The organism is Streptomyces scopuliridis (assembly GCF_042790125.1).
GTDB lineage: Bacteria > Actinomycetota > Actinomycetes > Streptomycetales > Streptomycetaceae > Streptomyces > Streptomyces scopuliridis_A.
In genome coordinates, this window is record NZ_JBHTZS010000016.1 from 89,465 (window position 1) to 113,111 (window position 23,647).

The 23,647-nt window shown below is 71.0% G+C and carries 21 protein-coding genes and 1 tRNA gene; 9 read left to right on the plus strand and 13 right to left on the minus strand.

The window, feature by feature from the left end:
* Nucleotides 1-10: 10 nt before the first annotated feature.
* Nucleotides 11-607 (plus strand): histidine phosphatase family protein, encoded by a 597-nt coding sequence (locus tag ACFRKB_RS24015; RefSeq protein WP_383108437.1) that lies wholly within the window; start codon nt 11-13, stop codon nt 605-607.
* Between the two features lie 75 nt (nt 608-682).
* Here the strand turns inward: ACFRKB_RS24015 and ACFRKB_RS24020 are convergent, their stop codons facing one another.
* The gene (locus ACFRKB_RS24020; protein WP_383108438.1) at nt 683-2,062 is read right to left on the minus strand and encodes a tetratricopeptide repeat protein; all 1,380 of its coding nucleotides are present in this window, start codon (nt 2,060-2,062) and stop codon (nt 683-685) included.
* A gap of 275 nt (nt 2,063-2,337) precedes the next feature.
* Here ACFRKB_RS24020 and ACFRKB_RS24025 point away from each other — a divergent pair, with 275 nt between their 5' ends.
* Together ACFRKB_RS24025 and ACFRKB_RS24030 are read left to right on the plus strand one after the other, a co-directional pair.
* Complete coding sequence (locus ACFRKB_RS24025) at nt 2,338-2,769, plus strand: hypothetical protein (protein WP_383108440.1); 432 nt, start codon at nt 2,338-2,340, stop codon at nt 2,767-2,769.
* A gap of 89 nt (nt 2,770-2,858) precedes the next feature.
* Nucleotides 2,859-3,719, plus strand: coding sequence for a spermidine synthase (locus tag ACFRKB_RS24030; protein ID WP_383108441.1), 861 nt, complete (start codon nt 2,859-2,861; stop codon nt 3,717-3,719).
* A 23-nt stretch (nt 3,720-3,742) separates the two neighbouring features.
* Here ACFRKB_RS24030 and ACFRKB_RS24035 read toward each other — a convergent pair whose 3' ends face one another.
* Entirely contained in the window at nt 3,743-4,306 is a 564-nt protein-coding gene (locus tag ACFRKB_RS24035) for a hypothetical protein (protein ID WP_383108442.1), read from the minus strand.
* Nucleotides 4,307-4,438: 132 nt separating this feature from the next.
* Between ACFRKB_RS24035 and ACFRKB_RS24040 the strand changes: the two genes are divergently transcribed.
* A complete protein-coding gene (locus ACFRKB_RS24040; RefSeq protein WP_383108443.1) occupies nt 4,439-5,224 on the plus strand; it encodes a response regulator transcription factor in 786 nt (261 codons plus the stop codon).
* Nucleotides 5,221-6,615, plus strand: coding sequence for a sensor histidine kinase (locus ACFRKB_RS24045; protein ID WP_383108445.1), 1,395 nt, complete (start codon nt 5,221-5,223; stop codon nt 6,613-6,615). Before ACFRKB_RS24040 ends, ACFRKB_RS24045 begins: the two co-directional genes overlap by 4 nt.
* A 193-nt stretch (nt 6,616-6,808) precedes the next feature.
* Here ACFRKB_RS24045 and ACFRKB_RS24050 read toward each other — a convergent pair whose 3' ends face one another.
* The 4 genes from ACFRKB_RS24050 to ACFRKB_RS24065 all read right to left on the minus strand — a co-directional run bounded on the left by ACFRKB_RS24050 (nt 6,809) and on the right by ACFRKB_RS24065 (nt 11,699).
* Nucleotides 6,809-8,227, minus strand: a complete 1,419-nt coding sequence (locus ACFRKB_RS24050; protein ID WP_383108446.1) for a GH1 family beta-glucosidase — start codon at nt 8,225-8,227, stop codon at nt 6,809-6,811.
* Between the two features lie 157 nt (nt 8,228-8,384).
* Nucleotides 8,385-9,281, minus strand: coding sequence for a carbohydrate ABC transporter permease (locus tag ACFRKB_RS24055; protein ID WP_383108448.1), 897 nt, complete (start codon nt 9,279-9,281; stop codon nt 8,385-8,387).
* A gap of 9 nt (nt 9,282-9,290) precedes the next feature.
* Nucleotides 9,291-10,361 (minus strand): carbohydrate ABC transporter permease, encoded by a 1,071-nt coding sequence (locus ACFRKB_RS24060; protein WP_383108449.1) that lies wholly within the window; start codon nt 10,359-10,361, stop codon nt 9,291-9,293.
* Nucleotides 10,362-10,364: 3 nt separating this feature from the next.
* Complete coding sequence (locus tag ACFRKB_RS24065; protein WP_383108450.1) at nt 10,365-11,699, minus strand: ABC transporter substrate-binding protein; 1,335 nt, start codon at nt 11,697-11,699, stop codon at nt 10,365-10,367.
* Nucleotides 11,700-11,901: 202 nt separating this feature from the next.
* Here ACFRKB_RS24065 and ACFRKB_RS24070 point away from each other — a divergent pair, with 202 nt between their 5' ends.
* The gene (locus tag ACFRKB_RS24070) at nt 11,902-12,960 is read left to right on the plus strand and encodes a LacI family DNA-binding transcriptional regulator (protein WP_383108452.1); all 1,059 of its coding nucleotides are present in this window, start codon (nt 11,902-11,904) and stop codon (nt 12,958-12,960) included.
* Between the two features lie 367 nt (nt 12,961-13,327).
* Here the strand turns inward: ACFRKB_RS24070 and ACFRKB_RS24075 are convergent, their stop codons facing one another.
* The 4 genes from ACFRKB_RS24075 to ACFRKB_RS24090 all read right to left on the minus strand — a co-directional run bounded on the left by ACFRKB_RS24075 (nt 13,328) and on the right by ACFRKB_RS24090 (nt 15,789).
* Nucleotides 13,328-13,651, minus strand: a complete 324-nt coding sequence (locus tag ACFRKB_RS24075; protein ID WP_383108453.1) for a hypothetical protein — start codon at nt 13,649-13,651, stop codon at nt 13,328-13,330.
* A gap of 126 nt (nt 13,652-13,777) precedes the next feature.
* A tRNA-His gene (locus ACFRKB_RS24080) sits at nt 13,778-13,850 on the minus strand.
* 105 nt (nt 13,851-13,955) lie between these two features.
* The gene (gene orn, locus ACFRKB_RS24085) at nt 13,956-14,558 is read right to left on the minus strand and encodes an oligoribonuclease (RefSeq protein ID WP_383108455.1); all 603 of its coding nucleotides are present in this window, start codon (nt 14,556-14,558) and stop codon (nt 13,956-13,958) included.
* Between the two features lie 10 nt (nt 14,559-14,568).
* A complete protein-coding gene (locus ACFRKB_RS24090) occupies nt 14,569-15,789 on the minus strand; it encodes a GlxA family transcriptional regulator (RefSeq protein ID WP_383108456.1) in 1,221 nt (406 codons plus the stop codon).
* A 1,124-nt stretch (nt 15,790-16,913) separates the two neighbouring features.
* Here ACFRKB_RS24090 and ACFRKB_RS24095 point away from each other — a divergent pair.
* Nucleotides 16,914-17,435, plus strand: a complete 522-nt coding sequence (locus ACFRKB_RS24095) for a universal stress protein (RefSeq protein WP_030354999.1) — start codon at nt 16,914-16,916, stop codon at nt 17,433-17,435.
* Nucleotides 17,436-17,745: 310 nt separating this feature from the next.
* Nucleotides 17,746-18,324 carry an acetate uptake transporter gene (locus tag ACFRKB_RS24100; RefSeq protein WP_383108458.1) on the plus strand — a complete coding sequence of 193 codons (579 nt, stop codon included), beginning with the start codon at nt 17,746-17,748 and terminating at the stop codon, nt 18,322-18,324.
* A 188-nt stretch (nt 18,325-18,512) separates the two neighbouring features.
* Here the strand turns inward: ACFRKB_RS24100 and glmS are convergent, their stop codons facing one another.
* The 3 genes from glmS to ACFRKB_RS24115 form a co-directional block, all read right to left on the minus strand.
* A complete protein-coding gene (glmS, locus tag ACFRKB_RS24105; RefSeq protein WP_365972573.1) occupies nt 18,513-20,342 on the minus strand; it encodes a glutamine--fructose-6-phosphate transaminase (isomerizing) in 1,830 nt (609 codons plus the stop codon).
* Between the two features lie 78 nt (nt 20,343-20,420).
* On the minus strand, nt 20,421-20,696 hold the full coding sequence (locus ACFRKB_RS24110) for a hypothetical protein (RefSeq protein ID WP_030354996.1): 276 nt from the start codon (nt 20,694-20,696) through the stop codon (nt 20,421-20,423).
* A 104-nt stretch (nt 20,697-20,800) separates the two neighbouring features.
* Nucleotides 20,801-21,721, minus strand: a complete 921-nt coding sequence (locus ACFRKB_RS24115) for a DUF4429 domain-containing protein (RefSeq protein ID WP_383108459.1) — start codon at nt 21,719-21,721, stop codon at nt 20,801-20,803.
* Nucleotides 21,722-21,848: 127 nt separating this feature from the next.
* On the opposite strand from ACFRKB_RS24115, the gene ACFRKB_RS24120 reads away from it, so the two are divergent.
* On the plus strand, nt 21,849-23,597 hold the full coding sequence (locus ACFRKB_RS24120) for a beta-N-acetylhexosaminidase (protein ID WP_383108461.1): 1,749 nt from the start codon (nt 21,849-21,851) through the stop codon (nt 23,595-23,597).
* The last annotated feature ends 50 nt before the right edge of the window (nt 23,598-23,647 follow it).

Genomic DNA, 23,647 nt, shown 5'->3' on the forward strand with positions numbered 1-23,647 from the left:
GAGCACCTTCATGGCACCGCGCATCCTGCTCGCCCGGCACGGTCAGACGGCCTGGTCGCTGTCCGGCCAACACACGGGCAGGACGGACATCCCGCTGCTCGACGAGGGCCGGCGCGGCGCCAAGCTGCTGGGCGAACGCCTCCATCAGGCGCCCTGGTCGGGGCTGCCCGGCGTGGAGATACGCACCAGCCCGCTGGCGCGCGCCGCCGAGACCTGCGCGCTGGCCGGCTTCGGCGACCGGGCCGAGGAGTGGGACGCGCTGATGGAGTTCGACTACGGCGCGTACGAGGGCCTGACCCCGGCGCAGATAAAGGCGGACCGCCCCGACTGGTTCATCTGGCGCGACGGCGTCCCGGACGGCGAGACCCTGGAGCAGGTCTCCGCCCGCGCCGACGAGGTCGTCTCCTGGGCGCGCTCGGCGGACCGCGACGTCCTGGTCTTCGGCCACGGCCATATCCTGCGCGCGATCGGCGCGCGCTGGCTGGGCGAGGACATCTCGTTCGCGGCGCGCATCAGGCTCGACCCGACGTCGGTGTCGGTGCTGAGCTGGGCGTACGAGATGCCGGCGATCCAGGTGTGGAACGACACGGCGCATCTCACGCCCTGACTCCGGGCTCCGGGGCCCGGTCCCGCCCGGTCCCGGTTCTGGCCCTGGTCCCGGCCTTGGTCCTGGTCCCGGTCCCTACGCCCGGATGTTCGTCGAGGCGTGACGGTCCAGGAAGGCGCCCACCTCCGGGACCCGCCGCTGCGGCAGCAGGACCCGCGCCGTGGCCGCGAGTCTCGTATGGATACGGGACGACTGGACGACATCCAGCAGATCCAGCACCTGATGGCCGGCCGCCGCCGCCTCGTCCGGCGCGCCCGCGCGGGCCAGGTCCGTGGCCAGCTCCACCCGGTAGAGCGCGAGATTGCGGGAGAAGTGCGGATTCTGGAGCGCCGCAGCGCGGTGGGCGTGCCGGGCCGCGCGCGGCCAGTCGCCCAACGCCGCGTGACACAGCGCCTCCTGCGACTCCAGCTCGGGCTCGCCGAAGAAGGACATCCACTCGGGGTCGGCGTCCGAGGGGCCGCGGTCGAAGAGGCCGTGGGCCCGGGACAGCGAGTGCTCGCAGTTCGTACGGTCGCCCAGCTTGGCCCAGCCGGCCGCCTCGCGCAGGGCGAGCAGCGACAGCAGCCGGGACGAGGACAGATGTCTGGCGGCGCGCCGGCCCGCCTGCGCGGTCCGTACCGCTTCCCGGTACCGGCCCGAATCCTTCGCCAGGAACGACGTGTTGGCGAAGGCGTGCGCCTCCACCCCCGGATCGTTCGCCATCCGCGCGGTCGCCAGCGCCTCCGCGTAGTGCGAGCGCGCGTCGTCGAAACGGCCGGAGTCATGGGCGAGCCAGCCCACCGAGATCGACAGCTCGCCGGCGCCCGCGTAGAGCCGGTCCGCGATGGACTGGCGGGCGGGCGTGGCCGAGTCGAGCAGCGCGTACGCGGCGCGCAGCGGCTGGGCGGCCTGGCGGTAGATCCCATCGGCGCCGTGCCGGTCGTCCAGCAGCCGGATCCGCCGCACGGCCGCCTCGACGGCGATCACCTCGGCGTCGCCGACCCGCCGCTGTGTCCGGCGCGGGGTGGGTACGGCCGCGGCGGCCGTACCGCCGAGACCGAGGGAGGCGGCCACCACCGTGACGGGGCCGCTCGTCATGAATGCGCGACGCAACACGTCGCTCTCCTCGCTGGTATCGCCGTTATCGCTGGTATCGCCACGGGTCTTGGTGGTGTCCCCCCTGTCCGCGGCGGTCACCGTGGCCCGCCCCGCTCTGCCGCGTACGTGCTCACGCGGGAAGAAGCCCAGGTCCTTCAGGGTCAGTCCGGGGAACATATGCAGGAAGACCCGCTCGTACGCGTAGTTGGGGCACCGGATCTCGCCTGCCTCCACCCGTCCGATATACCGTGCGTCACAGGCGACTTGTTCACCGATCTCCCGCGCTGCCCTGCGTACGGCGGCGGCGAACTCCCCCGGCGAGCGCCGCGCGCGCAGTCGGCGGAAGGCGAGGTTGGGAACCGCCCGAGACAACGCCATGGCCGAGCCCTCTCCTGGTACAGCCGCTGGTGCCCGCGGGGCACCCGGAGCGTGCGGTGCGGTGTGGCGCGGTGCCCAACTCCGGTTGTTCCGGGGTTGTTCCGACGGGCAGAAGGTACCGGCTGTGACGGTCGTGACACATAGAGTTTGCCCACAAACCGGATTTCTCGCCCATGATCTGCCATGAACTGCCATCTTTTTCGACGGTGCGCCGCCGTAGCCGTTGACGCGGCCCCCGCGTTGAACCGTGGGAGACGCTCAATGTGGAGGTCGGTATGGAGACCAGTGGTGGCTCGCGGACGACTGCTCGGCGCGTGCCCGGCCAGGAGTACGGCGCGCGTCCCGGGGACGACGCCGGGGAGCCCTGCGACCTGGTGACGGTGCCGGCCCGGCAGGGGCTCGAAGCGGTGGACATCCTGCGCCGGGGGGGCGCCACTCCCAAGGTGGGGCCGGTGCTCCACGACGGCCCGTGCGACACCCTCGGCTTTCTGGTCCCGCCGGGTACGGCCGCGGGCTGGGACATGCCGGGCAGCGCCTGTACGCAGACGAACGGCCGAGGTCTCCGTCTCCCCGCCGAACCCCCGGTCATCGGCTCGGACTGGCTGCTCCACCCCGACACGACGGGCCCGGTCACGGATCCGGCGCTGCTGAGGCAGGCGCTGGGGGAGGCGGCGCGGCTCCTTGAGGCCGCGGACCGATGTAGATAGCCGGCCCCCTGTGCAGACAGCCGGTGCAGATAGCCGGCCCTGTCCTCTCCGGGCGCCCTGTCCCCGCGCGAGCCCCCAGAATAGAGCCCGTGGCGAAGAACAAGCGCCGGGCCGCGTCCGCGACGGTCCTGGCCGAGGATGTCGACGGCGGGCGCGCCGAGCTGGTGCCCGACCGGGAGCGGGCGCGGGCCTGGTCGTTGCTGATCGACGGGGCCCCGCAGTCCCATGTCGACCTCGACGACCCCACGTATCTCTCCTTCGCGTATCAGCGCAGGCTCGGCCATGTCGCCGACCTCGTCGCGCCCCCGGGCCGGCCGCTGCGTGTCGTGCACCTCGGCGGCGGGGCCTTCACCCTCGCCCGCTACATCGCCGCCACGCGCCCCCGCTCCACCCAGCAGATCGTGGAAGTGGACGGGCCCCTCGTCCACTTCGTACGCGAGCGGCTTCCGCTGGACCCGAACGCCCGGATCCGTGTCCGTACCACCGACGCGCGGGCCGGGCTCGCGAAAGTGCCGGACGGGTGGGCGGATCTGGTGATCGCCGACGTGTTCGGCGGCGCCCGTACCCCCGCGCATCTGACCAGCGTCGAGTTCCTCGGGGACGTACGCCGCGTCCTGGGGCCGGACGGCCATTACGCGGCCAATCTCGCGGACGGCCCGCCGCTCGCGCATCTGCGCGGCCAGATCGCCACCGCCGCCACCGTCTTCGGGCGGCTCGCGCTCGCCGCCGATCCGGCGGTGTTCCGGGGTCGCCGCTTCGGGAACGCCGTACTGCTCGCCTCGGACCGTGAACTGCCCGTCGCCGAACTGACCCGCCGGGTCGCGAGCGATCCGCATCCGGGGCGGGTGGAACACGGCCGGGCGCTGACCGACTTCACCGGCGGCGCGGCCGTGGTGACCGACGCGAGTGCCAAGGCGTCGCCGCCGCCCCCGGACAACGCCTTCAACTAGCCCGGCTCGTACGACGGGAACGCTCAGCGGTCGTCGAACTGCACCATCGGCGGATGGCCGTTCCACGTGCAGAACACCGAGACTTCCCGGCCCTCCCGGGTGAACGTCACCCGGATCCACGTCGGTTGTGTCCACACCTGCATCTGCCAGCCGCTGTCGGGCGTGGCCGAGACCAGTTCGGCCGAGGCGGCGCCGATGTCGAAGACGACCCGGCCGCCGTCGACCGTATAGCCCTTCACCTCACCGGAGGAGCCGGACGGTCCGTCCTCCGAACCGGCGCTCCCGTCCGTCGTCCCGCCCGTGTCCTTCGTCTCCTGGGGCGGTGGACGCGACGAGGGCCGCTCGCTGCGGCTCGGTGCCGCCGCGGACGAGGGCGGCGGCTTCGCGGACGGGCTCGGGGGACGCCAGGTGGACGACGCGAGAGGGCTCGCGCCCGGCTCCGTCGCGCTGTCCACCGGCAGCGGGAGCGCGCGCGGCGGGTCGTACGCCGTCCCCGCCATGACCGAGTGGACGCCCCACCACGACAGCGTGACCGCCGCGCCCGTGGCGAGCGACCACGCCAGGGCGTGTACGAGTCCCATGCGCATCCGGGCCATACTGCACCACCCGCGCCACGGCTGTCCCGTGAGCGCCGGGAAGGGACACCGGCCACGGCCGTCCCGGGCCGACCCGCGCCGACCGGCCCTCCCGTACGTCCCGGATGGCGTACGGTGCCGCCCATGCCCAGTGTGCTCGTCGTCGAGGACGACCAGTTCGTACGCTCCGCCCTCATCAGGCACTTGACCGAGGCCTCCCACACCGTACGGAGCGTCGGCACGGCTCTGGAGGCGCTGCGCGAGGTGGCCCATTTCCGGTTCGACGTGGTCATTCTCGACCTCGGTCTGCCCGATCTGGACGGTGCGGAGGCGCTGAAGATGCTGCGCGGCATCACCGACGTACCGGTGATCATCGCCACCGCGCGGGACGACGAGGCGGAGATCGTACGGCTGCTCAACGACGGCGCCGACGACTACCTCACCAAGCCGTTCTCGGTGGAGCATCTGGCGGCCAGGATGGCGGCGGTGCTGCGCCGTTCGCGCGCCACCGCGGGCGAGGCCATGCCGCCGCGTGTCATCCGGGTCGGCGGGCTCTCCATCGATCCGCTGCGCAGGCAGGCCGAGTTGGACGGGGCCCGGCTGGATCTGACCCGGCGGGAGTTCGACCTGCTGACGTTCCTCGCCGGGCGCCCCGGGGTGGTGGTGGCGCGCAAGGAACTGCTCGCGGAGGTGTGGCAGCAGTCGTACGGCGACGACCAGACCATTGACGTCCATCTCTCCTGGCTGCGAAGGAAACTCGGCGAGACGGCGGCCAGGCCGCGCTATCTGCACACGCTGCGGGGCGTCGGGGTGAAACTGGAGCCGCCGGTCCCCGAGATGCCCGTATCCGAGCCGCCCGTACGGGAGTTGCCGCTCCCCGGCCCCCTCCCCGAGCCCCTTCCCGGCCCGCTCCCCGAGCCGCCCGTATGAGATGGGCCCTGGTCAAGGTGGCCGTGGCCGTTACGGTCATGGTCGTCGTGGCCTTCGCCGTTCCCCTCGGGCTGGTCATCAAGGAGATGGCCAGGGACCGCGCGTTCTCCAACGCCGAGCGGCAGGCCGCCGCCATCGCCCCCACCCTCTCCATCACCACCGACCGGGAGCAGCTGGAACGGGCCATCGCCTCCACCAACGCCGGTGCCGACGGGCGGATGGCCGTGCATGTCCCGGCGGCCACGGGACCGGACACCGGCCGGCTCGACATCGGGCGCGGCCGGGCCGCCGAGAAGGATCTGCGGACCGTCCAGCGGATCCCGCGCGCGGCCATCGCCGAGGTCGCGGACGGTTCCGTACTGCTCCAGCCGACCGCCCTCGGCTCCGGCCAGATCGCGGTCGTCGAGATCTATGTCCCCCAGGACGAGGTCTCCAAGGGCGTCACCACGGCCTGGCTGGTGCTCGCGGGCGTGGGGTTCGCGCTGATCGTCGGGTCCGTCGCCGTCGCCGACCGGCTCGGCGTACGGATGGTCGAGCCCGCCCAGCGGCTCGCGGGCGCCGCGCACGCGCTGGGCGAAGGGAAACTCGGCGCGCGGGTCCCGGAGGAGGGCCCCGCCGAGCTGCGGTCCGCCGCGGTCGCCTTCAACTCCATGGCCGACCAGGTCGTCGGGCTCCTCGCCAACGAGCGGGAGCTGGCGGCCGATCTCTCGCACCGGCTGCGCACCCCGCTCACCGTCCTGCGCCTCAACGCCGCGTCCCTGGGCGAGGGACCGGCCGCCGACCAGACCAGGGCCGCCGTCGCGCAGCTGGAGCGCGAGGTCGACACGATCATCCGTACCGCCCGTGAGGCCAAGCCGCAGACGGTGGCGGCGGGCCCGGCCGGCGGGTGCGACGTCTCGGAAGTCGTCAAGGAGCGGATGGACTTCTGGTCGGCGCTGGCGGAGGACGAGGGCCGTACGGCACGGGTAGCGGGCATCGGCCGCCCCGTACGTATCCCGGTTGTACGCGCCGAACTGGCCGCCGCCCTGGACGCGTTGCTCGGCAATGTCTTCCGTCACACCCCGGAGGGCACGGCCTTCTCCGTCGATGTGCACAACGGGGAGGACGCGGTGATCGTCCTGGTCTCGGACGCCGGTTCCGGCATCGCCGACCCGAAGGCCGCCCTCGCCCGGGGCAACAGCGGCGGCCGGGAGGGCTCGACCGGGCTCGGCCTGGACATCGTGCGCAGAGTGGCCGAGTCGACTGGCGGCGATGTACGGATCGGACGCTCGGTGCTCGGCGGAACCGAGGTACGGATCTGGATCGGCCTCGACGGCTGGCGCGCCGCGGACCGGCCGCGCCGGGGCCACCGGCTGAGGCGCCGTGGACGCCGCGCGGGTCCGGACCTTTAACGGCTTCCGATGCGCCCCTTAAGAGCGCCCTAAGAAGTGCGGTGCTTGCCCGGAACAGGCCGTGTGTCCGGACCGGGGCGGCTAACGTGAAGACATCAGCCACCCCGCGCCCGTCCCCCCCCCAGGACCGCGCGCTCCGGCCGGTACATAACCCCCCACCCGGCCGGGGCGCGCACCCCCCACTCAACCGGCGTCAGCCGATGGGCACCTCCGGAAGCACCCCCGTACCGGCCAGCCGGCCATACCAGCGCGCGCTCGACTTCGGCGTACGGCGCTGTGTCTCGTAGTCCACATGGACCGCGCCGAAGCGCTTGCCATAGCCGTACGACCACTCGAAGTTGTCCATCAGCGACCACAGGAAGTAGCCCCGCACATCGGCCCCGTCGGCGATCGCGCGCTGTACCGCCGACAGATGACCGTGCAGATAGCGGATCCGGTCCGGGTCGTGGACCGCGCCGTCGGCGTCCGGCTTGTCGGCGTACGCCGCGCCGTTCTCGGTGATCATCAGGGGCAGACCGGGCGCCTCGCGCGTATAGCGCAGCAGCAGGTCGTACAGTCCGCTCGGATCCACCGACCAGCCCATCTCGGTCAGTTCGCCGGGCGGCTGGTGGAAGGCGACGGACTCGGCGCCCGGCCAGGGGGAGTGCTCGCTCGCGCCGTGGCCGTCCGGACGGCCACGGCGGCCGGCGTCCCGGCCGTCGGCGGCGGAGACCACCGCGGGCTGGTAGTAGTTGATGCCCAGCGAGTCCAGTGGCTGCCGGCTCGCGGCCTCGTCCCCGGCGCGGACGAACGCCCAGTCGGTCAGCCGCGCGGTGTCCGCGAGGAGGTCCTCGGGGTACGCGCCGGCCAGCATCGGGCCGGTGAAGACCCGGTTCGCCAGGGCGTCGATACGGCGTCGCGCGTCCAGGTCCTCGGGGGACCGCGTACGGGCCCTGACCGCCGCCGGATTGAGGCTCACCGAGACCTGGCCGCGCGCCGGGAGCACGGAGCGCAACGCCTGGGCGGCGAGCCCGTGGCCGAGGTTGAGATGGTGGGCGGCGCGCAGGGCGGCCACCGGGTCCGTACGGCCAGGGGCGTGCACACCGGATCCGTACCCCAGAAAGGCGCTGCACCAGGGCTCGTTGAGGGTCGTCCAGCGCGTCACCCGGTCGCCCAGCGCCTCGGCGACGGTCCGCGCGTACTCCGCGAAGCGGTACGCCGTCTCGCGCTCGGGCCAGCCGCCCGCGGCCTCCAGCTCCTGCGGCAGATCCCAGTGATAGAGCGTCAGGACGGGCTCGATGCCATGGGCGAGCAGATCGTCGACCAGACCGCGGTAGAAGTCGAGACCGCGCTGTATGGCCGGGCCGCGGCCGGTGGGCTGGACACGCGGCCAGGAGACCGAGAAGCGGTACGCGTTGACACCGAGGTCCGCCATCATCCGCACGTCCTCGGCCCGGCGGTGGAAGTGGTCGACGGCGATATCGCCGGTGTCCCCCCTCTCGACCTTGCCGGGGGTGTGGCTGAAGGTGTCCCAGATGGAGGGCGTACGGCCGTTCTCCCGTGCCGCGCCCTCGATCTGGTACGCGGCGGTGGCGGTGCCCCACAGGAACCCGGGCGGAAAGGTGTCGGACATGATGCGGCTCCCGTTGACCGTAGGGATGGGGGATGTGGTGGTACGAGCGGGGTGCAGGCGGGCAGGCGTGCAGGCGGTGCGGGGATGCAGGGGCGCGGGAGTGCGGGGCTGCCGGGCCCGGCCGTACGAGGACCGGTCGCCCGGGCCCTCAGCCCTCTCAGCCCTTGACCGCGCCCTGCATGATGCCGCCGACGACATGTCTGCCGAAGATCACGAAGGCGAGCAGCAGCGGCAGCGTGCCCAGCAGCGCGCCGGCCATGATCACCGACTGGTCGGGGATATAGCCGCGGCCGAGCCCGGTCAGCGCCACCTGCACCGTGGGACTGCCGTTCTGGGTCAGCGCGATGATGGGCCAGAAGAAGTCGTTCCAGGCCATCACGAAGGTCAGCATCCCGAGCACCGCCATCGCGGGCCGCGCGGCCGGGAAGACCACATGCCACACCACCCGCCAGCTGCTCGCGCCGTCCACCCGGGCCGCCTCGATCAGCTCGGTGGGCAGCGCCCCGGTCAGATACTGCCGCATGAAGAACACACCGAACGCGCTGACCAGGGTGGGCAGGATGACGGACTGGAGCTGATCGGTCCAGGACAGCTCGGCGATCAGCATGTACAGCGGTACGACGCTGAGCTGCGGCGGCACCATCATCGTGCCGATCACCAGCAGCAGAAGCAGATTCTTCAACCGGAAGCGCAGCTTGGCGAAGGCGAAACCGGCGAGCGTGGAGAAGAGCACCGTACCCGCCGCGACCGCCCCGGCGACGACCGTCGTATTGAGCAGCGCCGTGCCCATGTTTGCGTCGGTCCAGGCGATTTCGAGGTTCTTGAAGAGGTTTCCGCCGAACCAGAAGGGCGGTGGGGTCTGGGCGAGCCGGGTGTTGTTGCGCGAGGCCGCGACCGCCGTCCACACCAGCGGGAAGAGCGAGCCCGCGGTGAAGAGGATCAGTACGGCGTGGGTGATCCGCCCGCCGTGCAGCTGGCGCCCCGCGCCCTTCCTGGTCTTGCCACTGATCGCGTTTCCGGTCCGCCGCACGCCGGTCTGTGAAGTCGTCGCCATCTCTCTCCCCTACGCGCTCTTGCGGAGACGGCGGGCGATGATCCAGTTCACCGCGCCGATGACCAGCAGGATCAGGAACATCGTCCAGGCGATCGCCGAGGCCCGGCCGAGATGCAGATTCACCCAGCCCTGCTCGTACAGATAGAGCCCGAGTGTCTGGAACTGGTGATCCGCCCCGCCCGTCGCGCCCGCACCGCCGTTGAACAGCAGCGGCTCGCCGAAGAGCTGGGTCGCGCCGATCGTCGAGACCACGCACGTGAACAGGATCGTCGGCCGTAGCGACGGGACGGTCACATGGAGGAACTGCTGCCACCGCGAGGCCCCGTCCAGCGCCGCCGACTCGTACAGATCGTCCGGGATGGCCTGCATCGCCGCCAGATAGATCAGCGCGTTGTAGCCGGTCCAGCGCCAGATGACGATCGTGGAGACGGCGAGCTGTGAGGTCCAGGTGCCGTTCTGCCAGTCGACCGGGTCGACACCGGCCAGCCCCAGCACCCAGTTGATCATTCCGTAGTCGCGGCCGAAGAGCAGGACGAAGACGAGCGTCGCGGCGGCCACCGAGGTGGCGTACGGAGTGAGCACCGCGACCCGGAAGAACATCGAGCCGCGCAGCCGGTAGTTGAGCAGATGCGCGATCCCCAGCGCGATCAGCAGCTGCGGAACGGTCGAGAGCACCCCGATGGTGAGGGTGTTCTTCAGCGCGTTCCAGAAGAAGTCGTCACTGATCAGCCGGGAGAAGTTCCGCAGCCCCACCCACTCCATGTCGGTGGGCGCGGTCAGTTCCACCCGGTGGAGCGAGGCCCAGCCGGTGTAGAGGAGCGGGAAGAGGCCGAAGGCGAGGAAGAAGACGAAGAACGGGGCGATGAAGGCGTACGGGCTCCACCGCACGTCGCGGCGGTACCAGCGGCTGCGCCGCTCGCGGCGCCGGTCGTCCCGTTCGCCGCCCCGTTCGCCGCCCCGCGGCGCCGGTCTCTCCCGCTCCTGTCGCCGTTCCCGAGGCCCGGCGGGCGCCGAGTCGCCGGCGCCCGCCGTGTCCCCGACGCCCGCCTCAGGGACGGCGGTCGCGTCACTGCCGGCCATCGGTCACTGGTCCAGTGCGTTGTCGATCGCCCTGACGGCGGCGTTCCAGCCGTCCTTGGAGGACGTGCCCTTCTGGTCGACCTGGAGCATGCCGACATCGGCCAGGTTCTGCGCGATGATCAGGTCCTTCGGACCGACGATCTGGACCGGTACGCCCTGGGCGGCGGCGGAGAAGATCTCCCCGATCGGAGCGTTGTCGAAGTACTCGTGTGTGGCGCCGGACACGGCGGGCAGCGCGTATGCCGCCTGGGAGCTGGGGAAGCTGCCGCGCTTCGCGAAGAACGTGGCCTGCTGTTCGGGCGCGGTCAGCCAGGCGACGAGTTCGGCCGCCTCCTTCTTGTGCTTGCCCGCCTCGGGCACGACCAGGAAGGAGCCGCCCCAGTTGCTGGGCTTGGGCGCGGCGGCCACATCCCACTTGCCCTTGCCCGCGGCGCCGGACTTGTCCTGGATGTAGCCGAGCATCCAGGCCGGGCAGGAGACGGTGGCGAAGCCGGCGTTCGCGTACCCCTGGTCCCAGGCCGGGGTGAACTGCTGGAGTTTGGCGGTCAGTCCCGCCCCGGCGAACTCCGCGGCGATGTCCCACGCGTTCCGTACGGCCGGGTTGGTCTTGTAGATGACCTTGCCGTCCTTGTCGTAGAACCGGTTCGCCTCGCTGCCGGTGATGGCGGCCATGACACCGCTCGCCGAGTCCACGAAGGCCGTTCCCTTGGGCGCCTTGGCCTTGAACTTCTTCCCCGCGTCCAGATACTTCCGCCAGTCGCCCGCCCAGAGCGCGCCGACCGACGCGCGGTCGGTGGGGAGCCCCGCCGCGGCGAAGAGATCCTTGCGGTAGCAGATGCCCTCGGGCCCGATGTCGGTGCCGAGCCCTATGGTCCGGCCGGCCTGGTTGGTGGCCTGCGACCACTTCCACGGCAGGAAGCTGTCCTTGCGTACGCCGTCGGTCTTGCCGAGGTCCACGAGCTTGTCCGCCTGGGTGGCGGTGACCTCCGCGATGTTGTTGACCTCGACGGCCTGGATGTCGGCGAGTCCGCTGCCGCTGCCCAGGTGGGTGAGCAACTGGGGGTAGTAGTTCTCGTTGCGCTCGATGGACGTCTGTTTGATGACGACATCGGGGTGGAGCTTCATGTACTGGTCGTAGAGCCCGGCCTCCTTCAGACCGAAGGCCCCGAAGACCCCCACCGTGAGCGTGGTCTTCCCCTTGCCGCCGTCTCCGCCGCCGCTCGCGGCGCTGCCGGAGGGGCCTTCGCTGTCCTGGGCGCAGCCGGCCAGAACTCCCGCGCCGAGCGCGGCGACGGCCGCGAGGACCACCACCCGGGACGAGCGAGTACGTGTACGCATGACGTCCTCCTAGTGCACCGACCTGCCGGCCCTCCGGGCCCTGCGGGCGGCCGTCCGGGCGTGGCCGGGCAGCGTGCGGGGCATGGATGGGTCGGGTACGGTGGGAGCGCTCCCATGTGTGATGTGTTGAAGCGTCGCGGGTCCCCGTAGGGGTGTCAAGGGACCGGGCTGGACTCGGGACGGATTCATTGGGGAGGCGGAGATGACAGCTCGTACGGCCCGGTCGCGCGGCGGGAAGGCGCCCACGCTCGAAGAGGTGGCCGCGCGCGCCGGGGTCGGACGGGGGACCGTCTCCCGGGTGATCAACGGTTCGCCGCGGGTCAGCGCGCCCACCAGGGCCGCGGTGGAGGCGGCGATCGCCGAGCTGGGATACGTACCGAACCGCGCGGCCCGCGCGCTCGCCGCGAACCGCGCCGACGCGATCGCCCTGGTGGTGCCCGAGCCGGAGGCGCGGTTCTTCGCCGAGCCGTACTTCTCGGACATCGTCAGCGGGGTGGGCGAGGCGCTCACCGAGACCGGGATGCAGCTGCTGCTCACCTTCGCGGGCGGCGCGCGCGAGCGCCGCAGGCTGGCGCAGTATCTGGCCGCGCACCGGGTGGACGGGGTGCTGCTGGTCTCGGTCCGCGCGGACGATCCGCTGCCGGACCTGCTGGCCGGGACGGGCATCCCGACGGTCGTCAGCGGACGCCGCTCGGCGGCCGAGCCGCTGCCCTCGGTCGACTCCGACAACGCCGGGGGCGCCCGGACGGCCGTGGCGCATCTGCTCGCCCGGGGCCGCCGTACGATCGCGACCATCACCGGACGGCTGGAGGTCTACGGTGCGGCCTGCCGCCTGGACGGCTACCGCAGGGCCCTCACCGAGGCCGGTCACGCGCCCGACGAGTCCCTGATCGCCGTGGCCGACTTCACGGAGGAGGGCGGCCGGCGGGCGATGCGCGACCTACTGGCCCGCCGCCCGGCCCTGGACGCGGTCTTCGCGGCCTCCGACGTCATGGCGGCCGGCGCCCGCCAGACTCTCCGCGCGGCGGGCCGGCGCATACCGGACGACGTGGCGCTGATCGGCTTCGACGACTCGGCGATAGCCCGCCACATGGACCCGCCCCTGACGAGCGTCCGCCAGCCGATAGAGGAGATGGGCCGGGCGATGGCGCGGCTGATCCTGTCGGAGGCGGGACCGACGGCGTCCGGGAAGCCGGAGCCCGGGGGAGACCCGCGCCAGCTGGTACTGCCGACGGAACTGGTGGTGCGGGGCTCGTCCTGAGGCTCCGAGGGCAAAAAACAGTCCCCGGTAGTGCTGCGCGTGTCCTGAAGCTTCAGTCGTCACTGCTGCCTCGGTATCGCGCCAGCTTGCCGGGGGCCTAAACCACATCCTGTCCCAGTCACTCCGCCGACCAGACGTCCTCACCGACTTCGTGGCTCTTTCGGTGTTATGGCTCTACTCATCAGCTTCCACCACATATGGGACGAGTCAAGAGGATTTGGGTAAATTTTTCAGTATCCAGTGCTCGCAGGGGTCGCAGCGGCACCGGCGAGGGGCGACAGCCCGCGCCGTACAGCCGAGAGCGGCCCCGCCCGCAGGCGGGGCCGCTCATGTGTTCAGTGCTCGGCCCGGGGCGCGAGATGCCGTCTCAGACGGAGAGGTAGACGTACAGCCCTTTGATGTCGCAGCTGTAGCTCTTCCACTTGCCCGCGTCGACGCCGGACCGTCCGGTCTTCTCGCAGATCGCGTTCCCCTCCTTGAGGCCCGCGCTCGTCTTGTAGGGACCCCAGCTCGCCACGACCGCCGTGGGCGCGTAGGTGATCCAGTCGTCGCCCGCGACGGTGGTCACGGCGGCGGGTGCGGCGGTGCTCCAGTCGTCGCCCGCCGCGGCGGGTCCGGCGGTGGCGATGCCCGCCGCACTGAGCGCGGCGAGCGCGGCGACGGTGGTGGCGATCTTCTTTCGCTGCTTCATGACTTCCCCCGTTGAGTCGGTGCCGGATAGGTGGTTATGAGAGCGAGACGCCGGGGCGTACTGGTGTGGTTCCCGTGCATGAAGAAGGCCCGATCCGCTTTCGCGGATCGGGCCTTGATCGGTGAGGGTGAGTAACGGGACTTGAACCCGCGACATCCTGGACCACAACCAGGTGCTCTACCAGCTGAGCTATACCCACCAAGGGCCGGTCTTCGTTCCCTACCGGCCGAGAAAAAGTGTACAGGGTCCGCGAGGGTGCTCGCGCCCGGATTCCCGGGGCGGGGCCGGGCCCGGCGGGGGGTGGTTATTCCGCGGGGCGTACGTGCTTCGCGGCGATCTGCTTGGCCGTGTCCGAGTCCGGGCCCGGCTGGGGGACGAAGACCGCTTCGCGGTAGTAGCGCAGCTCCGCGATGGACTCGCGGATGTCCGCCAGCGCGCGGTGGTTGCCGCTCTTCTCCGGGCTGTTGAAGTAGGCCCGCGGATACCAGCGGCGGGCCAGCTCCTTGACCGAGGAGACATCGACGATGCGGTAGTGGAGGTAGCCCTCCAGCGTCGGCATGTCGCGGAGCAGGAAGCCCCGGTCGGTGCCGACCGTGTTGCCGCACAGCGGGGCCTTGCCCGGCTCCTTCACGTGCTCGCGTACGTAGGCGAGGACCTGCTCCTCGGCGGCGGCGAGCGTGGTGCCGCCCGCCAGCTCGTCGAGGAGCCCCGAGGCGGTGTGCATCTGCCGCACCACCTCGGGCATGGTCTCCAGCGCCGCGTCCGGCGGGCGGATCACGATGTCCACCCCTTCGCCGAGCACGTTCAGCTCCGAGTCGGTGACCAGCGCGGCCACCTCGATGAGTGCGTCGTCCGTCAGCGAGAGCCCGGTCATCTCGCAGTCGATCCACACCATTCGATCGTTCATGCGCCTTACCCTACGGGGCGCTCCGCTGACCGGGCAGACTCGGACGGGACGGACCTGTCGCGTACATGTCGGAGCTGGTCTTTCCGTGGTCCGTCACCGGTGCCGACGCCGCCGCCTGGCCGGGCGTACTGGCGGCTGCCGCCGCCCGCCTGGAGTGCGGGGACGCCTGGGCGGGGACCATCGACTCCATGACCCCGTGGGGCATGGAATCGCCCTGCGGCCGGCGGGCCCGGTAGGCGGACCGGTAGGCCGCCGGGGACGAGCCCAGCTGGCGCCGGAAGTGGCCGCGCAGCGCCACCGGGGAGCGGAAGCCGCAGCGGCCCGCGACCTCGTCGACCGAGTAGTCGGAGGTCTCCAGCAGCCGCTGTGCCTGGAGCACCCGCTGGGTGATCAGCCACTGGAGCGGCGCGCTTCCGGTGAGCGAGCGGAACCGCCGGTCGAACGTACGGCGGCTCATGTACGCGCGGGCCGCGAGCGTCTCCACGTCGAACTGCTCGTGCAGATGCTCCAGCGCCCAGGCCACGACCTCGGCGAGCGGGTCGGAGCCGATCTCCTCTGGTAAAGACCTGTCCAGATAGCGCTCCTGGCCGCCGCTGCGCCGTGGTGGTACGACCAGTCGCCGGGCGAGCGCCCCCGCCGCCTCCGCGCCGTGATCCGTCCGGACTATGTGCAGACACAGATCGATTCCGGCCGCTGTCCCCGCGGAGGTGAGCACATCGCCGTCATCGACGAACAGCTCTCTCGGGTCCACGTGGACGGACGGATAACGCTTGGCGAGCGTCGGTGCGTACATCCAGTGCGTGGTGGCCGGCCGGCCGTCCAGCAGACCGGCCGCGGCGAGCACGAACGCGCCGGTGCACAGACCGACGATCCGCGCGCCCTCTTCATGGGCACGGCGCAACGCGTCCAGTGCCTCCGGCGGTGGCGGTGATGTGATCGACCGCCAGGCCGGTACCACGACCGTGCCGGCCCTGCTGATCGCCTCCAGGCCGTACGGCGCGGTGAGTTCGAGGCCGCCGGTGGTGCGCAGCGGCCCGTCCTCCCCGCCGCAGACCAGCAGGCGATAGCGGGGAACCCCGGCGTCCTGGCGGTCGATTCCGAACACGGAGAGCGGGATGGAGCTCTCGAAGATGGGGCCACCGCTGAAAAGCAGCACGGCGACGACTTCCCGGCGGCGTCGCCCGGAAAGTTTGCGTGCTGACTCCGGTGCGGTAGTGGAGTCCTGGCTCATGGTGCTAAGCCCCCCTCGGTGTTCGCGTCTCCCCGTTCTTGTCGGGCCTCTCGCTCCTGCACGATTCCCCTCGGTTTTGCACGGGTCCCCAGCCTTCGATACTCATGATCGAATCTACTGTGTCCCGTGGTGCCGGCGTGACAAGTTCTCCAACCGGCGCTATGTCGACAAGGCAACTTGGCGCGAAGCATTCGATCACGAAGCGTTCCACTCGGAAGCCGAGAGTGGAAGTGGGCGTCGCATGCATGGCCCGTCCCCGTAGGGTGCCCAAGACCGCTGCGGTCCTTTCTTCCCTGGTGGCAAGGGGGTTGGCAGGCCATTTCACCAAGGGTTCTACCCAAGCGTGAAGTTGGCTGAAAACCGATGGGTGCGTCGGTGTGAAGCGCTCAGTCTCCCGGCGCACGCCTTTCGTTGTACGCGCGAGCCCCGGCGCGCCCCTTGGTGACTCCGGGAGTGACGGCTTCCGGACGTTGCGTACGTTACGTACGTCCGCGCCCCCTGCGCACCTTGCCGGGCGGTGGCGCGCCCGGACCGGTGCGGCGGCGGGCGGCGGACCGCGGTCACCGCGAGGAGACCGGCCGCGGCCGCCGCCGTGCCGCCGAAGGACGCGCCGTACGCCGCGAGGACCACCGGGACCAGCGAACAGCTGAATGCCGACCGGCCGGCCGGGGCGACCGCCGGGTCCACGGCGGGCCGCGCGGCGGGCGCGACGGGGACCGCCGGGGGCCGGTCCGGCTCCGCGCGGTGCGCCCCATGATGCGCCCCGGGGTGCGCTCCGTGGCGCGCGGGCCCCGCGGCGACAGCCGGGGCCTGAGCGATGGGTGGTGCGGGCACGGGGGCTCCCTGGGGCCGGGGACATGGCCGATGGCCAACGAGGAGCGGAGCCGTCCGGTCACTCAGGGTTCGCGCGGGGACAGCTGTAGAGACCATCCGGCATTGCCATCCGGGACCTCCTCGTGCATGCTCCCTGGAACGCCGCGTGTGGGGCGCCGGTCTCTGGGCATGAGAGGAGTGCCGCCGTACCCTTTGGGGTATGGGCTCGGGAAGACCATTCCCGGACACAGCTCCCCCTGTCACGCCACTTGTTGATCCTTCTCAAGAGGACCTCTTTCGCCGAGACACCCATGGCCGGTCACGAAATCCCAGAACCCGCAGACCGCGAGCAGGTAGCCGACCCACTGTCGGACCTGCAAGCGGCGGAACAGACACGCGCTTCCTGCGATCCCGCCTTCCGGCACGGAGTCGTTGTCGGCTTCGACGGTTCGATGTCGAGTGAGCGGGCCCTCGCGTATGCCATCGGCATGGCCAGACGGCTGGGCTCGGGTCTGATCATCGTCCATGTCGCCAACCGGCTGCCCACCACGGTCTGGGCGGGCTGCGAACCCCCTGTCTTCGTGGACGTGCCCGATCACCGCACGGAAGTGCTCGGCCTCGAACTGGCCTGTGCGGACTATCTCGCCGAGGTGCCGTGGATCCTGGTCGAGCGCGGCGGCGACATCTGCCATGAACTCGAAGAGGTGGGGCAGGAGTACTCCGCCGACGCGATCGTCGTCGGGTCCACGCACGGCATCGTGGGGCGGATCTTCGGCTCGGTGGCGGGGCGGCTGGCGCGGCGCGCGCAGCGGCCCGTCGTGGTGATCCCGTAACTCCCTGACCGTGTAAGGGAAGTAGCGCCGCTGGCCCCGCCGGCAACTGCCCCCCGGGCAACTGTCTCCCCACGCGCACGTCTCCGCGTGCCCGCGTCTCCTCGCGCGACCGTCTTCACTCGCAAACTCTCCCCGCGCGCGAACCCCCCTGTGCGGCGACCGCGTTGGTGTCAACTGCTTGCTGACGAGGTGTCAACTTCCTTGCCCGCAGTGTGAATCTACTCACAGGTAGAGGTGGATTGCGTGCTTGTGAAGGGTACATATCGGCCGCTGGGACACAGCACCACGCACATCGTGAAGGGAGCCCGCCGTGGACAATGCCGTCTCTGCGGGAAGCGCTACTTCGACCTGGGTCCTGGGCCATCTCGCCCTGGGCCTCACCCTGCTCGCCTTCGGAATCGGCCACACCGGCGTCGTCGACGGAGTGACGGCGGTCGCCGCCGTCCCGCTCGCGCTCTACGTCGGTGGCATCGCCCTCTTCCTCGCCGGACTGCTCGAATTCCGGGCGGGCGACTCATTCACCGGTACGGCCTTCGCGGGCCTCGGCGCGTTCTGGTTCACCTGGGGGATGGGCGTCGGCCATCAGGTCTCCGCGGACGCCGCGGGGCTGTTCCTCGTCCTCTGGGCGCTCCTGGCGTTCAGTCTGGCCGTCGGCGGCGCGGGCGCGGGGCCGCTGGTGCAGAGCGCGTACGGACTGTTCTGCGTCGGGCTGCTGCTGCTCGCCGTGGGCCAGTTCGCCGACAGTACGGGCCTCACCAGGGTCGGTGGCTGGTTCGCCGTCGTGGCGGGCCTCGCCTCCTGGTACGCGGCGACGGCCGCGCTCGCCAAGTGGCCGACCGCCCTGCCGCGCCGTCGTGCTGCCGGCCGAGGAGTGACGGCCACCGGCTGAGGCAGCCCCGGGCCCGCGCCAAGGGCAAGGGCCCGTCCGGCTGATCCATGAGGATCCGCCGGACAGGCCCTGGCGCCGGCCCCTTCGGGGAGCGCCCCCAGCGCGATGGGTGGCACGCGCCGGGGGCGCTCTCGCCGTACAGGCCCTCTCGCCGTACAGGCCCCCTGAAAGACCGAGGGGGCGAGCCGCTACTCGACCGTCACGGACTTCGCGAGGTTACGGGGCTTGTCGATGTCCCGGCCCAGTGCCAGCGCCGTGTGGTACGCGAGCAGTTGGAGCGGGATGCCCAGCAGGATCGGGTCCAGCTCCGTCTCGTTCTTCGGTACGACGATGGTGTGGTCGGCCTTCTCCTGCGGCTGGTGCGCCACCGCCAGGATGGGACCGCTGCGGGCCTTGATCTCCTCCAGCGCCGCCCGGTTCTTCTCCAGCAGATCGTCGTCGGGGACGATCGCGACCGTCGGCAGCGCCGGTTCGATCAGGGCGAGCGGGCCGTGCTTCAGCTCCGAGGCCGGATACGCCTCGGCGTGGATGTAGGAGATCTCCTTCAGCTTCAGCGACGCCTCCAGCGCCACCGGATAGCCCCGCACCCTGCCGATGAACATCATGGAGCTGACCTGCGCGTACTGCGCCGCCAGCTTGGCGATGTCGTCCTCCGTCGCCAGGATCTCGGCGATCTGGGCGGGCAGTCTGCGCAGCCCGTCGATGATCCGCTTGCCGTCCGCGACCGACAGATCACGGATCCGGCCCAGATGCAGCGCGAGCAGCGCGAACGAGACCACGGTGTTGGTGAAGCACTTGGTGGAGACGACACAGACCTCCGGCCCCGCGTGCACGTACACGCCGCCGTCGGTCTCCCGGGCGATCGCCGAACCCACGACATTCACCACGCCCAGCACACGCGCGCCCTTGCGCTTCAGCTCCTGCACCGCGGCCAGCACGTCGTACGTCTCGCCCGACTGGGACACCGCGACATACAGGGTGTCGGGGTCCACGACCGGGTTCCGGTAGCGGAACTCGGAGGCGGGCTCGGCGTCCGCCGGGATCCGGGCCAGCTCCTCGATCAGCTGCGCTCCGATGAGCCCGGCGTGGTACGAGGTGCCACAGCCGAGGATCTTGATCCGGCGCACCCCGCGCGCCTCCCGGGCGTCCAGGTTGAGGCCGCCCAGATGCACGGTGGAGAACCGGTCGTCGATCCGGCCGCGCAGCACCCGGTCCACGGAGTCGACCTGCTCGGAGATCTCCTTGTGCATATAGGTGTCGTGGCCGCCCATGTCGTACGACTCGGCCTCCCACTCCACGGTGGTCGGCGTCGCCGAGGTGCGCGAGCCCTCGGTGGTGTACGTACGGAAGTCGTCGGCCTTGAGGGTGGCCATCTCGCCGTCGTCCAGCGTGACGACCTGGCGGGTGTGCGAGACCAGCGCGGCCACGTCGGAGGCGACGAACATCTCCTTCTCGCCGATGCCCAGGACGACCGGGGAGCCGTTGCGGGCGACGACGATACGGTCCGCGAAATCGGCGTGCAGGACGGCGATGCCGTACGTGCCCTCGATCAGCTGGAGCGCCTGGCGGACCTTCTCCTCCAGGGTCGCGGCCTGGGAACGCGCGATGAGGTGGGTGATCACCTCGGTGTCGGTCTCCGACCGGAACACCACACCGTCGGCCTCCAGCTTGACGCGCAGCTCCGAGGCGTTGTCGATGATGCCGTTGTGGACGAGGGCGACCTTGCCCTCCGGGTCCATGTGCGGGTGCGCGTTCTCGTCGCTCGGGGCGCCATGAGTGGCCCAGCGGGTGTGCGCGATCCCGGTGGTGCCGGCGAAGCGCTTGGGCACCCGGGCCTCCAGCTCGCGGACCCGGCCCTTGGCCTTGACCATCTTCAGCGCGGCCGGCTTGCCCGCGGCGGGCTTGCCGGTGATGACCAGCCCGGCCGAGTCGTACCCCCGGTACTCCAGCCGCTGCAAGCCCTCCAGCAGCAGTGGTGCCACATCACGCTTTCCGATGTATCCGACGATTCCGCACATACAGTCTTCGCTCCTCCTGAAACACGATGTCCTGAATCACGCTGGTGCTTCGCACGGTGTCATGGGTGCTTCGCACGGTCAGCCGTAGACGATGCGGCGCAGCTGCCGCAGCGAGAGCGCCGGGGGCGCCACCGCGCGGTGGGGCAGCTCGGCCGCGATCCGCTCGAAGATCTCCGCGTTCGTGGACCCACCGGACTGCATCTCCCGGTGGCGGCGGCGGACGAACTCCTCGGTCGTCTCGTCGAAGTACGCCAGTACGTCGAGCACCACGCGGGCGGCCTCACCGCGCTGGAGAGCGGTGCTGCGGACCAGATGGTCGATGAGGTCGTCGTACGACGGGCGGCGTTCGAGCACTTGTTGATATTGCGGGTGACCGAGAGGCTTTGCAAGAAATCTGCCCGGAATCGGGCAGGAATCACGGAAAACAGGGGCCGAAAGAGGGAAGGCGGGGGCGGTGATCAGAGCCGCTTGAGGATGGCCCGCTTCGCGGTGCTGAACTCCTCGTCGGTGAGAATGCCCGCCTGGTGCAGCTCGCCCAGCTCCCGCAGCCGGCGCAGCAGGGCGTCATGGTCGTCGCCGCTCGCCGCCGCCCGGGCCGTCGGGTCCGCCGTCCCCGAGGTGGTCACCGCGGCCTTCGTCAGGCTCGGGGCCGGGGCGGCGGTGGGCTCGGCGGCCGTGGCGCGCGGATGGGGCAGCCGGGCCACCACCGCCGCGCCGACCAGCGCCATCAGCGGATCCTTCCTGAACCCGTACAGATCCACCGCGTGCGGGTCGTACTTCGGCGGGGTGGACACGGGCGCCCTGCTGGTGAGGAAGCGCAGATAACCGTTCTCCAGACCGGCGCTCGGCAGCCACTCCACCGCCTGCACCTCGCCGAGCGCGAGAGTGCGGGGGCCGCCGGAGGACTTGGACTCCTCCGTCTTCCAGTTCCATTCCAGCCGGATCCGCTCCCCGTCGAAGGTGACGCTCGCGTCGCCCGCGCTCACGGTGATCGGCAGGGCGGGTCCCGGCAGCAGATAGCGGCCGACGGGTCCGGGCTCGACCTGTTCGAGCAGCAGGGCGTTCCGCACCTCGTCCACGAGGTACTCGGCGACCCCCGTGCGGTCCTTGTCGACGGTCAGCAGATACGGGTCGGAGCTGTCGCCCAGCCGGCTGCCGGTGATCTGGAGCAGCGGGTCCGCGCCCTCCCGCAGCCGCAGCCGCAGCCGCCCCGACCTGCGCCCGGCCTCGAAGGAGATACCCGTCAACGCGCCGAGCGGCACGGCGACTTCACCGAGAGCCTTGCGGAGCAGGCTCACGCCCTTGTCCTTGCCGGGCACGATACGGACCGTGTCCCCGTCGAAGGTCCATGTGCCGTCCTTCTGGATGATTTCCGCCATGCGTGGATTCTTCCATCAGGCGGGCGGAAATTGGTCTACACCTTGACCGCCGGCGGGACGGGCGGGTCCCATGGTGATGCTCGGCACGCAGGTGAGTACCCCGTCGCACCGTCGAAGGGACAATCTTGTGAGACAGCACAGCACGTTTCCCCGTCTGTTCGGTTCGCTGCTGCTCGTCGTGGCGGCCGGTATCTCCAGCATCGGAATGTCCGGCAGCGGAATGTCCGGCAGTGGAGCCGCGTCGGAGCGTGGCGCTCCGGGCCCCGCCCATGAGCCCGCCGCGCGCCCCCTCGATCAGATCGTGCCCGCTCCCGCCCAGGTCAGAGCGGGCGGGGCGGCGTACACCCTCACCGCGCGCAGCCGGATCCAGGTCGAGGGCCGGTCGCACGAGGACGCCCGCGAGGCCCGCCGGATCGGCTCGTATCTGGCCGGGCTGCTGCGGCCCTCGACCGGTTACGCGCTGCCCGTCACCGACCGTCGCGGCGAGGGCGGCATCCGGCTGCGGCTCGTCGGCTCCGACGAAAGCGACCGGGAGAGCGACCGGGAAAAGGGCCGGGAGAATGGCCGGGAAAGGGGCAGGGAAGGGGACAGGGCGCTGGGCGAGGAGGGCTACCGCCTGGAGTCCGGCCGCGCCGGTGTCACCATCACCGCCCAGGAGCCCGCCGGGCTCTTCCACGGCGTCCAGACCCTGCGGCAGCTGCTGCCCGCCTCCGTGGAGAAGCGGACGCCCCAGCGCGGCCCCTGGACGGTCGCGGGTGGCACCGTCACCGACACCCCGCGCTACGCCTACCGGGGCGCGATGCTCGATGTCTCACGCCATTTCCTGACGATGGATCAGGTCAAGCTCTATATCGATCAGTTGGCGCTCTACAAGATCAACAAACTGCATCTGCATCTCTCCGACGACCAGGGCTGGCGGATCGCCATCGACTCCTGGCCGCGTCTGGCCACATACGGCGGCTCCACCCAGGTCGGCGGCGGCCCCGGCGGCTACTACACCAAGGCCCAGTACCGGGAGCTGGTGAGTTACGCGGCCTCCCGTCACCTGGAGGTCATCCCGGAGATCGACATGCCGGGCCACACCAACGCCGCCCTCGCCTCGTACGCCGAGCTGAACTGCGACGGCGTCGCGCCCCCGCTCTACACCGGCACGGCGGTGGGCTTCAGCTCGCTCTGCGCGTCCAAGGAGGTGACCTACGACTTCGTGGACGACGTGATCCGCGAACTGGCCGCCCTCACGCCCGGGAAGTATCTCCACATCGGCGGCGACGAGGCCCACTCCACCAGCCACGCCGACTATGTGACCTTCATGGAGCGGACGCAGGCCGTCGTCCGGAAGTACGGGAAGACCGTCGTCGGCTGGCATCAGCTGACCGGCGCCACCCCGGTGGAGGGTGCCGTCGCCCAGTACTGGGGGTACGACGCCACGGGCGCCGCCGAGCGCGCGCAGGTCGCGACGGCGGCCAAGAAGGGCACCCGGCTGATCCTCTCCCCGGCGGACCGTGTGTACCTCGACATGAAGTACGACAGGACCACCGTGCTGGGCCAGTCCTGGGCCGGCTATACGGAGGTGGACCGCTCGTACGACTGGAATCCGGCCACCTATCTCGCCGGCGCGGGCGTGCCCGAGGACGCGGTGCTCGGTGTGGAGGCGCCGCTCTGGACCGAGACCCTCGCGACGAGCGACCAGCTGGAGTCCATGGCCTTCCCGCGGCTGCCCGGCATCGCCGAGCTGGGCTGGTCGCCCGCCGCCACGCACGACTGGGACACGTACAAGGTCCGGCTCGCGGCGCAGGGGCCGCGCATGGCGGCGCTCGGGATCGACTACTACCGCTCGCCGCTGGTGAACTGGCCGACCGGCCAAGCGAGCCGGTAAGGCGGGAAAGGCGCGGGCGCCGGGGGCTCTGCCAACCCCCGGCGCCCGCC